Source organism: Cellulophaga baltica (assembly GCF_018861125.1).
Taxonomy (GTDB): Bacteria; Bacteroidota; Bacteroidia; order Flavobacteriales; family Flavobacteriaceae; genus Cellulophaga; species Cellulophaga baltica_A.
In genome coordinates this window covers 12,535-26,281 of record NZ_JAHKQN010000018.1, presented here as the reverse complement: position 1 = coordinate 26,281, position 13,747 = coordinate 12,535, and the positions used below count along the sequence as shown (strand labels likewise).

Annotated in this window: 13 protein-coding genes; 2 read left to right on the top strand and 11 right to left on the bottom strand. The window is 30.2% G+C overall.

The genetic code is table 11. The features are described 5' to 3' along the window. Positions 1–116 precede the first annotated feature (116 nt). Positions 117–3,770, bottom strand: a complete 3,654-nt coding sequence (locus KO500_RS08405; RefSeq protein WP_215956091.1) for an AAA family ATPase — start codon at positions 3,768–3,770, stop codon at positions 117–119. A 12-nt stretch (positions 3,771–3,782) separates the two neighbouring features. After that, positions 3,783–4,985, bottom strand: a complete 1,203-nt coding sequence (sbcD, locus tag KO500_RS08400; RefSeq protein WP_215956090.1) for an exonuclease subunit SbcD — start codon at positions 4,983–4,985, stop codon at positions 3,783–3,785. 277 nt (positions 4,986–5,262) lie between these two features. Here sbcD and KO500_RS08395 point away from each other — a divergent pair, with 277 nt between their 5' ends. Next, on the top strand, positions 5,263–5,481 hold the full coding sequence (locus tag KO500_RS08395) for a hypothetical protein (RefSeq protein ID WP_215956089.1): 219 nt from the start codon (positions 5,263–5,265) through the stop codon (positions 5,479–5,481). A gap of 10 nt (positions 5,482–5,491) precedes the next feature. On the opposite strand, the gene KO500_RS08390 is transcribed toward KO500_RS08395, so the two are convergent. Both KO500_RS08390 and KO500_RS08385 read right to left on the bottom strand, forming a co-directional pair. Further along, positions 5,492–6,745: an NRAMP family divalent metal transporter gene (locus KO500_RS08390; protein WP_215956088.1), complete on the bottom strand. Its 1,254-nt coding sequence runs from the start codon at positions 6,743–6,745 to the stop codon at positions 5,492–5,494. Positions 6,746–6,782: 37 nt separating this feature from the next. Then, positions 6,783–8,783 carry a DUF4962 domain-containing protein gene (locus KO500_RS08385; RefSeq protein WP_215956087.1) on the bottom strand — a complete coding sequence of 667 codons (2,001 nt, stop codon included), beginning with the start codon at positions 8,781–8,783 and terminating at the stop codon, positions 6,783–6,785. A 427-nt stretch (positions 8,784–9,210) separates the two neighbouring features. Between KO500_RS08385 and KO500_RS08380 the strand changes: the two genes are divergently transcribed. Next, positions 9,211–9,429, top strand: a complete 219-nt coding sequence (locus KO500_RS08380; protein ID WP_215956086.1) for a hypothetical protein — start codon at positions 9,211–9,213, stop codon at positions 9,427–9,429. A 14-nt stretch (positions 9,430–9,443) separates the two neighbouring features. Here the strand turns inward: KO500_RS08380 and KO500_RS08375 are convergent, their stop codons facing one another. The 7 genes from KO500_RS08375 to KO500_RS08345 all read right to left on the bottom strand — a co-directional run bounded on the left by KO500_RS08375 (position 9,444) and on the right by KO500_RS08345 (position 13,706). Then, positions 9,444–9,893, bottom strand: a complete 450-nt coding sequence (locus tag KO500_RS08375; protein WP_215956085.1) for a hypothetical protein — start codon at positions 9,891–9,893, stop codon at positions 9,444–9,446. 82 nt (positions 9,894–9,975) lie between these two features. Continuing rightward, positions 9,976–10,575 (bottom strand): GNAT family N-acetyltransferase, encoded by a 600-nt coding sequence (locus tag KO500_RS08370; RefSeq protein WP_215956084.1) that lies wholly within the window; start codon positions 10,573–10,575, stop codon positions 9,976–9,978. A 6-nt stretch (positions 10,576–10,581) separates the two neighbouring features. Continuing rightward, on the bottom strand, positions 10,582–11,121 hold the full coding sequence (locus KO500_RS08365) for a hypothetical protein (protein ID WP_215956083.1): 540 nt from the start codon (positions 11,119–11,121) through the stop codon (positions 10,582–10,584). A 39-nt stretch (positions 11,122–11,160) separates the two neighbouring features. After that, positions 11,161–12,267 (bottom strand): YARHG domain-containing protein, encoded by a 1,107-nt coding sequence (locus tag KO500_RS08360; protein WP_215956082.1) that lies wholly within the window; start codon positions 12,265–12,267, stop codon positions 11,161–11,163. A 114-nt stretch (positions 12,268–12,381) separates the two neighbouring features. Then, entirely contained in the window at positions 12,382–12,891 is a 510-nt protein-coding gene (locus tag KO500_RS08355) for a hypothetical protein (protein ID WP_215956081.1), read from the bottom strand. 192 nt (positions 12,892–13,083) lie between these two features. Then, positions 13,084–13,323 (bottom strand): aspartate dehydrogenase domain-containing protein, encoded by a 240-nt coding sequence (locus KO500_RS17550; protein WP_215956241.1) that lies wholly within the window; start codon positions 13,321–13,323, stop codon positions 13,084–13,086. 56 nt (positions 13,324–13,379) lie between these two features. Beyond that, positions 13,380–13,706 (bottom strand): hypothetical protein, encoded by a 327-nt coding sequence (locus KO500_RS08345; protein ID WP_215956080.1) that lies wholly within the window; start codon positions 13,704–13,706, stop codon positions 13,380–13,382. Between the last annotated feature and the right edge of the window lie 41 nt (positions 13,707–13,747).

Genomic DNA, 13,747 nt, shown 5'->3' with positions numbered 1-13,747 from the left:
ACGCTATAATTAAAATAATAGTATAGTTGTTTATGCATAGACACTTGTTATGTAAAAGGTTGTAATTACTTGTAAATCTACTATATAGTTTTCATAGTCATAGCTTTAGTTGCCAATTAAACAATAGCTACCGAACTTACCCCATTACTTTTTTTAGTAATTTGAATTTGAGTAGCAATACGTTCTTTTAAATTTTCAACATGTGAAATAATCCCAATCATTTTACCTTGAGATTGTAATGTTTCTAGTGTAGAAATTACAGTTTCTAAAGTGTTCTTGTCTAAGGTACCAAAACCTTCATCAATAAACAGAGAGTCTATTTTAACATTTTTACTGGCCAAATCAGATAAGCCTAAGGCTAACGCCAGACTAATAATAAATTTTTCACCACCACTTGATGTGTCTACTAATCTTACTTGATCAGTTTGGTAATGATCAATTAAATTAAAATTAAGTTCTTCTTTTGGTTTGTAATCAGTTTCAATTTTTAATGAGTATCGCTTGTTTAATTTGTATAAGTGTACATTGGCAAGATCTAATAATTGTTTTAAAGTTAAGCGCTGTACATACACATTAAAAGCATCTTTTGAGTTCCCAATAACTTTAAAAAGGTCTCTCCAGATAGTACACACAGCTTCTTGTGCATCAATTTTTTTATAAATTTCTTTATTTCGATCTCTAATCTCTTGATCTTTTCTATAGGCTTCAACAATTTTTCCTTTTTCGGTTGAAATAGCTTTACTCTGTACTTTTAAATTTTCTAAAATTGTTTTGCTTTCAGCCTCAGTAGTTTCAAAGTTTTTTAAGTTGTTTAATTTTAAAATAGCATTTGAGTTTTCTTCTTTTAAAGTTTTTAATTTTACTTGATTTTCTTTTATACGCTCTCTGTTTTGCGTGTATTTTAAAGTAAGCTCTTTTGGTAATAATGCATTTTCTACAGCTTGTTTAGATTCAAAAATACTAGCAATTATTTGTGAGTTTAATTTTGAATTTAAATCTTTAATTTGATCAATTAATTTTTTTTGGTCGTTTACAGTATTGAGTTTTAATACTTCTTTTTCATTTTTTGATTTTCGCAGATTTTCCAGTTCTTTTTTACTTATGGTAACTTTATCTGTTACTTCTTTTATGAAAGATTGTAATTCTGTTCTTTTAGTTTCAACACTAAAATTAAAAGGTAATATGGCGCTACGCTTCAGTTTTATACGATCTACTTTAAGCTCACTTTCTTTACTGTTTTCAAGATACTCCTTTTGCGATTTGGAAAGATTTTCTAATTGTTTTGTATTGCTAGCTAAGTTACTTTTAAGTACAGCTATATTCGCTTCTAAGCTATTTAATTGATCTTGAGTTTTGTTATAATTAGTTATTGAATTTTCAATATTCAGAATAAAGGCGTCTATCTCTAAAACAGAAGGTAGTTTATAGTCAAACTTGGCAAGTTTGGTACTTAATTCATTTTCTAAACCAGTACATTCTTTTTGTAAACTACGTATTGTTTTTTGTTTCTGCTCAATCTCGGTTTTTATATTCTTTATTTTTTCTTTTTTGGTTGCTATGGCCGTTTTTAAAGTGTTAATAGTCTCACTTTGATCTTTTATGTTTTCAGATAGACTGTTTTTTTGATGCTGTAGTTCTTGCTCAATTTTTAAATTATCATCAACCGTTTTTAATTGCTCCGTAGCTAATTGTAACTCACTTTGTATTTTATCAATGTCACTAACCTCACAATTGAGCGCTAATTTTTTAGCATCAAGTTTATGAGAGTTAATTTCATCAATAATAGCTTCAAGTTGTGTTGAAATCCCTTTAAGAGTGGTGTTTAATTGTACTTCTTCTTTTTCAAGATTATTAATTGAATTTGAGGTTTCAGTCAATTGTGTCTCACGTTTTTTTAGCTCTAATTCAGATTCTGATACATCTACAGCTTTTAAATGTTCCGTAAACGGATGTTCTTTAGAACCACATAATCCACAAGGTTCTCCAGGAATCAAATTTTGCCGATCATTCTCGTATTTTGAAATGCTTTTTTCTAATTCTAAAATTTTAGCAGCATCGGCAACTGATTTTTCTTGGACTTCTTTATTGTTTTTTAATGATTGCAGTTGCTTTTCAACCTTATCTAAATCTTTTGTTGCTGTTTCTTTTTGAACAATTAAAATTTCTTGTTCTTTTTGAGTTTTTACAACTAAAGTAGCAATGTTTTTAAAAGATTCCCACTTAGCTTTTTGTGAGGATAATTCTTTTTCTTTTTCACGTATTGAAGCAATGTTGTATTTTAAAAGCTCTTCAGTAATAGTCAAATATTTTTTTTCTACTTTATGAAATGAAGCTAGTTTATTTTGGAGTTGTTCGTTATCTTTTTCAAGTAAAAGAGTGGTTTCTTTAAGTGCCGAATTTTTCTGATTTAGATAAGCGGTATCTTCTTCTAATGATTTTTTTTCAGACTTTAGCGTACTTAAATTTTTAGTCCAGTTCGAAATTTCTAAGTCAACCTCTTTGAGTTTTTTGTGTTCATTTAAAAATATTTTAGCTTTTTCAATTTCAGTATTTTTATAAGAATTTTCTTTAGTTATTGCTTCATTTTCTTTTGTAAGGCTATCAATTTTAGCAGTAATTTCATCTGCTCGATGTTTTGCTTTTTGCTGATTAGTTATTTCATTCTTTAATTGACCATCTAAATTTGTAACCGTGTCAAATTTAGGAAGCCATTCATCAAACTCAATATTTATTTTTTCTAATGTATCGGTGTGAGATTTTGTAGTTGACTCAGAATTTTCAATTTCAGGATTTAACTTTGTTAATTCACTTTCTAGAATTGCTAAAGTTTTGGCCTTCTCAAAATGTTCTTTTTCAAGTCTATTTAAATCTTGAATATGAGAAGCAAAAGGCAAAGCTTTTTCGTTTAGATTTAAAGCTTCTAATTCAGTTTTGTGCTCTTCAACAAAAGCATCAATCTTTTTAGAATTTTCTTCTAATTCTTTTGATTTTTCTTCTAAATTTTTAAAATCAACATACCAGTCAACGACAGCTTCAATTATTTTTGTTTCGTTTTCAACTTTTATAATTTCATTATCAAGTATTTTATCTTTTTCTGCTAATTCAATTTTAGCTTCGTCTGTTAATACGTCATCAGCATTAATTTTAGATTGAATTTCTTTTAATGTATTTTCTTCTTTAGATTTTCGTTCTAAAATACTTTGACCAATTTTCTTATAAATTTCCTCACCAGTAATTTGCTCTAGTAATTTACCTTTATCCGGCCCTTTAGCAGTTAAAAATGAAGCAAACTCACCTTGAGCAAGCATTACAGATCTTAAAAACTGATTATAATCTAATTGCGTAACTTCATTTACTTTAGTTATTAATTCTCTTTTTTGGTTGGCTATTGTAACATCAGTAGTTAAGTTTTTTAAACTAACTTCTTCTTTAGGATTCTTATATTCTTTCCCTTTTTTATCGGCTATTCGAATGCCCCAAAAAGCTTCATAAATAGTATGGTCGTTCTCAAAAGTAACTCTACTAAAAGCCTCAGGAGAACCATGGCTAACCACATTAATTAAACTGCCTTTTGTACCATTAAATCTCGGTACACTATGGTACAATGCAATTGTTATAGCATCTAAAAGCGTTGTTTTTCCTGCACCAGTAGAACCTGTAATGGCATATAAACCAACATCTTTAAATTGCTCGTTTTCAAAATCAATAACAATAGGAGTGTCTGATTTTAAAGAATTTATATTCTGTAATTCTATTTTTAAAATTTTCATATCAGACTATGCTTATTGATTTTTAACAACTTGTAAAACTTCATTAAAAGCATCCCAAACTTCGGGTCTTTCTTTTAAGTCAAAACCCATTTCTTCACATTTTAATTTAAAAACCTCAGTAGGTAACAATTCTTTAATTGATTTTGTGTCTTCCAACAACTCTTCAATTCCTTTGATTTTCCGTTGTCTTTTTAAAGAGATTTTTAATATTTCAAAGGAGTAGTTACTGGCTTCTTTTTTTAATTTATCAGTATTTACCGTATTATCTTCATTCAATACAATTTCAACCCAAGGCGTTAATCCGTAAATATTTGAAATTAGCTCAGGAAATTTTTCAATACATTCCGTTAGTGTTCCTGTAATTTTATAGAACGCTCTAAAATTAGGAATAACAGCATCTTCAACTTTTGTTAATTTATTGCCTTCAACCGTTAGTGTTAATATTTTTTTATCATAATTAATCTCGCTGAAACTTAAAATGTTTGGAGAACCCGAATAACGAACTTTATCATTTTCACCAATTATTTGTGGGCGGTGTAAATGACCTAGAGCGATATAATCAAAATAGGAGGGAAAGTCTTCAGCGCCAATATGCCCCAAAGTGCCCACATAAATATTCTGTTCACTATCAGATATTGAACCTCCCGTAGCAAATAAATGACCCATTGCTATAACAGGTGCATTTGTAGTATTTATCAATTTACATTGCTCAGCTATTGCTTCATAATGATTTATTAAAGCATTTTTATATTTATCGGTAAGCTCATCAAAAGACTCGCCAGCAACAGCACGCCTAATATCACCATCTCTTAAAAAAGGTACAGCACCAATAATAATCTTTTCATTGTTTACCTCAATTTCAAAAACCTCATCTTCAATTTCTTCGGTAGCTTTACCAACAACTTTTATAGCCAAAGCATCTAATAAATATTTAGGAGCATTTAAAGTTCCGGGAGAATCGTGATTACCACCTGTGATAATAACTGATTTGCAAGTTGTAGCTTTAAGTTTAACTAAAAAGCTATAATACATTTCTAGGCTTTGGTTTGATGGTGATCCGGTATCAAACACATCACCAGATACTAGTAATACATCAATTTTATGGTCAATAATATACTGTTCAATCCAATTTAAAAATAAGGTTTGTTCTTCAAATTGTGATTGTTCGTGTAACCTATGTCCTAAATGCCAATCGGCAGTATGAAGTATTTTCATGTATAGTGGATGCTGTTTTTTTAAGCTCTTACAAATTAAAAATAATGAATTTACTTTTAAGGGTGTTACTAGGTTTTATTTTAAATAAGATTATAGCGCTATCGATGAACTACACACTCAATCGCTGAGCTGTAAATCGTTCAAATGCGCTTAATCGGGGGAGTTTTACCACTTAGCTGATATTTTTCAAATGAACGAAAAAGAATGTCGTTGAGCGAATGAGAACCTAGCAAAACAACAAGTTCTGCGTTATATATATGTAACAAATACGCAAGACATGAAAACTTTAATCATCACAATCTTTTTTATTTTTATCGGAGTAACTGCTCAAGCACAAGATGCGAAAAAAGAAGTAAAAGTTGAAACTGCACCTAAAACAATTGTTACAACAACATCTTACGAAACTTCAACGGCTCGTTTATACAAGTTCAAAAATTCAAGAATTAAAAAAGAATTGTCTTTTACAACAAAAGCAAACAAATCTAAATTGTCTTAATTTAAATTCTTTAAAAAAGCATAATCCAACCATAATAAATAGCTAGTAACGAGAGGAATGTAATACCTACAAAAGTTAAAATTTGAAGTCTCTTTTTTGGTTTATTCACTTCAGGAAAATCACTGTTAGTTACATTTTTTAAATTCATATACCCAACAATAGGAGCTAGTATAAAAGAAATGGCAGTAGCAATAGATAAAATTAGGCCCATATTCGCCCCTAAAGTGTACATTACAATAATACTTACGGCAGCGATTACGATAATGCCTATAATATAATATTTTTTACCCGTATATTCTTCATGCTCACCAACAAGCAAACCAATAATATCAATACTCACTCTTGAAATAGCATCGTGCTGTGTTAAACAAGTACTATACATAGTCGCAAAAGCCGAAACAGCAATAAATGCATAAGCCCAATTACCAATATGCGTAGTAAATAAATTAATTACTTGATCGGCAAAAGTAACAGCATTACCACTAAGTTCCGTACCAGAACCGTAAAGCGTCATGCATCCAATCGTTAAAAATAATATGGCAAGAACGGCTGTAAGTACGTAACCTGTATTAAATTCTTGCAAGGCTTCTTTTAAAGGCGGTTTGTTTTCGTCTACTTTATATTTTTCAGCAGTCCAAAGACTTAGCCAGCTACTTGCTTCAACTGCTGTTGGCATCCAACCGATTAAAGTGATTAAAAATAACACACCCAGTTCATTAAAAAATTTAGGGGTTTCAAAAGTTGGTATGGCTGTCACTGGTCCTGCTTCAATAACTAAGCCAGTGGTAATTAATAATGCTATAAATAGAATTGGAATTAGAAGCTTTAAAGTGTTTTCTAAAAATTTATACTTCCCAATTATGAGTATAATACTATTTAATACAAACAACCCAAAAGCAATAGTAGTGATGGGTACAGTTTCTATTTTAAATAAATTAATAAGAAGTCCGGCAGTAATAGCACAAAGTGCCGCTGGGCTGGCCAAACTTGTTGCCAAAGTAATAAATGCATACAACCACAAATAGCCACGGCCTCTATCATTATACCCCTCAATAATACTTTTACCTGTAACATTAGTGTATCTAATTCCAAATTCAAAAAAAGGATATTTTAAAATGTTGGCTAATAAAATAGGAATAACCATTAACCAGCCAAATTGCGCTCCTGCTTTTGTAGAAAGTACTAAGTGCGAAGTTCCAATGGCCATACTAGCAAACAAAAGTCCGGGACCGAGGTTTTTTATAAGTATCTTTATTTTTGACATATTGGTTGATAACAAATATTTTATAAAAAGCGTTATGTTATTCTACTTTTTGGATAGCCAACTTTGTAATAAAAGTTGCTTTTGATACTTTCTCAGAAGTAGAAATAGCTAGTTTCTTTCCTCGTTCTTGAAGTCCACCTTTATCAACACTACCTGGATCTCCAGGAGCTGTGAGAATATTTTCTTCAATTGCTGTACTAAATTTTTTAGGAGCTACTATAGTTACCATTAAACTCGTACCACTAGGTTCAAATTCAAAAGTATTCTCTGATATTTTTTTAATCGTATTATCGGCATGTAAGAATGAAGTAACCATTTTTGGAGTATTTGTTTCAACATCATCTGTAATTGTAAAATTTCCGGGTGCTTGAAATTCAAACTTTCTAATAAATCTATTTACACCAACTTCTGGTTCGTATGCTGCAGTAGCATCTGCTATAATAGACACTTTTTTGGCAGTCATTTGTACATCAGTGATTTTAATTTTATTGATTCTTTCGTACGGGATACCGTAAAAAACATCATGACCTTCACCTTCATTATTCTGCCCTTTGCCATCAAAAACTAAGGTATTATGACTTTGTGTAACCGTTAAACCTTCGTAGCCAGAATCTCCCGTTAAATATTTTCCATCTGCCCAAATAATAAAACTACCAGCATCAGGGTGCGCGTGGCCACTTGATAATCTCCACTCCGGAAATGAAACTTGCTTTTTTAATACCGAATGTCCTTCTGATGGCCCGCATTTAAATGAAAACGCAGTAGCATCATCACCCCAACTAGAACGCCAAAATACCACATCGTGATCCTTAAAATAGTGCCATTTTTCTTGTTCTTCAATTGGTGTAGAAGCTATTTCAGGATTATACCAAATAAAGGTCCACATTTCTTCGGCATTTACTTGACCTTTTTTCTTCAACCAATCGGCAACACCTTGCGCATCCGGAATATTAAATTTACTGGCTAATTTGTACAGAATATTATAACTTGTTTTAAAGTGTCCGTCAATACGTTCACGACCATAATCTTTACTAATTTTTGATCTCGTTTGGTTGCCAGTGTAAGTGTCACCATAATCAAAATGAGAATCAGCACCAGGTAATGTAGCGTGAGCAATATATTTGTGAATTAATTTAAAACCAGGAGCTTTTGCATATAAATCTTCACCAGTAGCATGTAAATGTGCATCTAAATAATGCATTAGCCAAGGTGTAGAAAATATCCAATACTCAACACCTTCATAATAAAAACCATCATCAGAATAAGTCGCTAAAACGCCTTCATAAATTGCTCTAGGTAATGCGGCCCATTTTTTGGCATCGTTAGCTTCGCCAGCAAGTGCATAAGCGGTAACTGCCAAACCAGCCATAGGGATAAAAGTATGGTTTTGACTATAAGCATACGTTTTACCCGATTTTGGTTTGTAAAACTCATACAATAAGTTGGCTTGTCTGATTAATTTGGCTTTGTATTTTTCGCGTTCTTCAACAGTTAAATCATGATAAAGTAAATCATAACCCCAACCTAATCCGTACAGTAAATGCCCTGCAGCCAAATCAACATCAGGTTTGTTATACTCGTAACCCCAAACTTTATAAGACATGGCAGTGTTCATGTATTTTTTAGCTGCCTCTAAATATTTTTTCTCACCAGTAATTTTATAGGCAAGTGCCGCTTCGGCAATACCTAAGCCAACAGGATTTTGTACTCTTCTTGCTTGCGCAGGAGCAGGAGCAGGCTCAATACTCATGGCTCTAACATTTGCCAAGGCTATTTGCCATAATTCTTTTTGAGATTTTGTTTTATCTTTTAAATTGTCAATTTCTTCTTGTGTTAAAAATACTCTTGGGTGTATACCTTTTAATTCCTTTTTTAAAGATGAGTTTTTAGTTTTCATAAGGCCTACAAGTACACTTTCACCTTTTAAATTTTCATTAATAGCATTTTCGGCTTCTAGCTCTTGGGTGTCTTGTGAAAATGATAATTGTAATGTAATTAAAAGTAGGAATACGGTAAAAAATGTTGTCTTAAAATACATGAAGTCTATTTTTTATATTAAAAATTTAACACATTATGAATATAAATCATTTCAAACGTAATCAAATGTGTGGAACAATCCTAAAAAATGAAAATAAAAAGTGGATTCTAAAGGTGTTAAAATTTAGGAAATGGTTTTTGGTTCTAATGCGTTTATAGCGAGTATGTTATAATTTAATTTTCAACTTATATTTTTTAACTGAGATTATTACAAAAAAGTGGAGTAGTGCAATAAGTGGTATTTGGTAATTCTCGATGAACTACATGCACAATCGCTGAGCTGTAAACTGCCTAAATGCGCTTAATCGGGGGAGTTTTACCGCTTAGCTGATATTTTTCAAATGAACGAAAAAGAATGTCGTTGAGCGAATGAGAACCTAGCAAAACAACAAGTTCTGCGTTATATATATGTAACAAATACGCAAGACATGAAAACTTTAATCATCACAATCTTTTTTATTTTTATCGGAGTAACAGCTCAAGCACAAGATGCGAAAAAAGAAGTGAAAGTTGAAACTGCACCACAAACTATTGTTACAGAAACTAGCTATGAAACTTCAACTGCTCGTTTATATAAGTTTAAAAATTCAAGAATCAAAAAAGAATTGTCATTTACTACAAAAGGGAACAAAGCTAAATTATCTTAATTATTACATGCGTTTTATTCTACAAGTATTATGTAAATTCCTGTTTCAGTATCTAACTCGAATTCAGAACTCGAAATTGTAATTTCATTATATTCCGTATAACTACAGCAATCGGCTGTATTTCTTTCAGCATCAACATAAAAATTGAAAATAAGAGTGTCAGAAACTGCTATGGTAAGGTCTACTATTTCTGTTTGCCAACCAATTGAACTAATATCAATTATATTATATTCATTTTCAGATATAAATGTAAATGTAATAGGTTCATCATCATTTAAGCTGTCCGTTATTGTTATATCTTCAGCGTTATAGGTTCCGTTTGTAAATAAATTTTCACCACTTGTTTTGTCAACAATTTCAAAAGCAAAACTATAAGGAGGTGAAAAACATTCTCCACAGTCATCATCAAGACAACTTTGAAAAAGTAGCGTAACAAGTATTAGAATGAAATGGATTTTTTTCATTTTAGTTCGGTTTTAATGTTCTGTATATCAGATGGATTTTTTAAAGAAAGGTTGCGTGTAGATAGCGAAGTAGATTTTACATTTATCTCGATAAAAACTCTCTAAAATTTTCTACTCTTAATGCATTCCAATCTTCCTTTATTATGCTATAATACACGTCATTTCTACTTTCTCCGTTTGGTGCAATATAATTGTTTCTAAAAATACCTTCTTTTTTAGCGCCTAGTTTTTCAATAGCTTTTTGTGATTTCAGATTTTCTTGGTCAGCACTAAATTGAATTCTTCTAAACCCGATACTTTCAAAACCAAACTTTAATAATTCGAACTTACAGCTTTTGTTTAAGCCTGTACCTTGAAATTCGGTTCCATACCAAGTCCATCCGATTTCGCATTTTTGGCTTATACTATTTAAATACCCATATCTAGTACTTTCTGCAACTTTATTGTTTTTCTTATCAATAATTAAAAAAGGATAACAAATCCCATTTTTTTGATCTTTGAGAGTATTAGTTACGTAGTTTTCAAAATCTTTCTCGGTTTTCATATCCGTGCCCATATATTTCCAAATTTCTGGGGAGAAAATAATTTCTTTGAGTTCTTCATTTCTTTCACTCTCAAAGGGGATGAGTTTTACGCGGTCATTTTCGAGTTGAATAGTCGAATTTAAAATAGCTATATTCATTTTTTATTAATTCTGATTGTTGTTAAAAACATACGTTGTATCTAATACATATTGATATTTTTTGTCATCTAATTTAAATTTAGTTACAGAAAGTTTTAAAGGATTATAAGGCTCAATTTCTTCAAATGATTTTATACTTAAAAATCCATTTAACTCTTTTTCAAATACAGTACCTTTTAAATAATCCATAAAAGCTAAATTATAGTAGTTATTATATTCATTAAGGAATATAGCATATATGCAACCGCCAGTACCACATGCACCTAAATTGATAATTACATCTTCTTTATTATCAGCATTAAAGTCATCAAACTGATATATTTTAAAAAATTCAGTATTTTCTGGAAAAGTAAAATCTAATTTTTTTGGTGCTTTAATTGTTATTGAATTTAGATCACCTCTAATATTGAGTTCGAATAAGCTATCTATTTTATTTTCAAGTAATATATTTTGTTCCGTAATTATGTTGTTTATAGCGATTTTTTTTTCTTGATTGTACTTGCAAGAAGTTAAAATTAAAATTGTTATTGTGAATATGATTTTCATGTTTATCAATATTTTTATTCAATTTTTTAATAACTAACCTTACTGTTTATCCCATTTTTTCGATTTTACAATACTTAACCAATCTCTTTCTTCTGTATATAGTTCGTCCAGATTTGATTTATAATCAGGATTAGGTATATACCAATTTTGGGATAAATAATAATCTTGAATTAATTTGGTTTTAAAAACATAACCTTTAATCGCAAAAGGTAAATTTCTTAATATTTTAAATGAGTTTTCGTTGACGGAATTAGTACTAGTATTACCCAAATCTATTTTTTTAGGTAAATTATGATATGTATAATCAAAAGTCATAAAATGACTTTTCATTGGACCATTTAAAGACTTTACATATAGCTCGCCGTTTGGATGAAAGTTTTTCTTTTTAAATGTAATTTTATCACTTTGATTTATAAAATTAGTATAACCTTCTATATCAATACTTCTACCGTTACTAATTTGCCATTCGTTTTTATGATCAAAAAAGCTGTTTTTTACAGAAAAACCTTGATTTAACCCCATATCAATATTTAGTGTAAAATCATCTATTTGATTGTTAGCCCATCTATTTGCAGCAGTTAGAATATAATCAAAACTATAATTTTCAGATATAGAGCCTGACATTTCAAACCTATAAGTATGAACAATTTTATTTTTCCCGGGATTAAATTTTGCATTAAAATGATAGACGTAATAAAATTCAGGTGAATTTGAATTAAAGTCTTCTCCAGTAACTTCTTCTTCAGTTTTGGCATCAATTTGATTATTGATATAATAGTTGTCGGAATTTACCATAGCAGTTTCAAAATTTAGAGTTGTCCCGTTCATAATTACTTTGAAATTTGACATATAAGGGTGGGCACCATTTTTAGGAAAACCATTAACATCACCAGATGGAGAAGGAGCTTCAAACCCAACTAATATTTTTTTTTCGACACCAGGATTAAAAAAAGTATAGTTAACAGTTACATAAGCATATTCTATACCATCAACGGTTTTTCTAGCGACCGTTAATATTTCTTTTGTTATTTTAACGTCATTTTCAGTAATAGGAATTAATTGATTTCCAGAAGCATAATAAGCTCCATCATTAGCAAAAATTGTAAGGTGTATTAAAAATAAAAATGTAAATATTAGTTTTTTCATGATAAGTTTGGTTTGGATTAATGCGTTTCAGTTAATAATTACAATTCGAAAATATTGTTTAAATTAAACGATTGCTACTAAATATATTGCTTAGTGAATAACACTACAAATGTATTACGGAACAGCAATAAAGTACTTTTTATTCAAAGGTGCGTCTTGCCAAAAAGCAAGCTCAAATGTCCAGTAAGGTTTATCTTCATATAAAGAATGATAATATCCCCAAGTATATTCAAATGTGTATTCTTTTTGTGTGTCTTTAGGGTATACTTTACCAAAAAGATAAGCGCTAGTAGTACCACTTACTCTACCGGTGTATAGTACAACTTTGTCAATTATTACTTTTGAACCTATTGGAATTGCTGCATTCACTTCTAAATGTGAATCCATGCCATAACTAGTTCCATCTTCTAAATGATTCGTGTAATTTTCGTTTTTAAGAATACCCGGATGTACTAGAATTAAAGTTCGTTTTTTTGTAGTCAGCGTTTTATTTACAATTTCAGAAAAATGTTTTTGATCAGAACTATCTTTTAATTTGGGTAAAGAAAGTATGTAGAACATTAAGCATATTAAACCAAGCCCCACAACTAAGAATATTCCACAACCTATTGCAATTTTTTTCATAGGATTACTATTTTATACAGTTTTACGTTTGTAAGCTATTCAATTTAATTGCAACTGAGCAAGAAAGTTAGAAAAATAAAACAAATAGATTCTATTTATTTAAAAAAAAGAAACCGCTTAAAAAGCGGTTATCCATGTAATTATTTTATTTATTAAAAGTCTTATAAAAATAGTTCTAGGCACAAACGAGTCTTAGTTAATTTTAATAATGGAATTTATATTTCTAAGGAAACTAATTACACTTTTAACAGCTAAAAAGCTTGTTTTTGGGTTTGTAGGGCTTGGTTTATTTTCAGTACGAGTATAAATTTTTCCGAAATCGCCTTCATAAGTTATCTCATGCATATTGCTATTAGCGTTAGGGTCTGCAACTATTTTAATTCTTAAACCGTCACATTTAGATGCAAAATAAATACTAGCTACTACATTAATATTTTAGGAAATAAACTTACAGCTTCACTTACATCACCTTCCCAAATAGTTTAGGTTTAGGCTGTTTTAATTGAAGCCAAATCAATATCAGAACTATAAAAAAATGGCGTAACCTCTAGACTTTTAGGATGTTTTGTAGTTTGTATGTTTATAGGTTCAATCTCATCATTCACAGCTTTTATAACATCAAGACCTGCAATAGCACCTATTGGTAAAATTACCTCACAGTTTTTCAAGGTTTTTAAAACCTCTTTATTTTGGTAAAGACCACCAGTACTAATTACAATTAATTTTAAGCCAGTACGATCTATTTCATCAAATTTTAATAATTGAGAAACAACTTCTTTGGTTGCGCATTCAATAATAATATCAACATCATTCAATTAAGTCTGCGGTAACTTCTTTTGTGAACTGTACAGGTTCG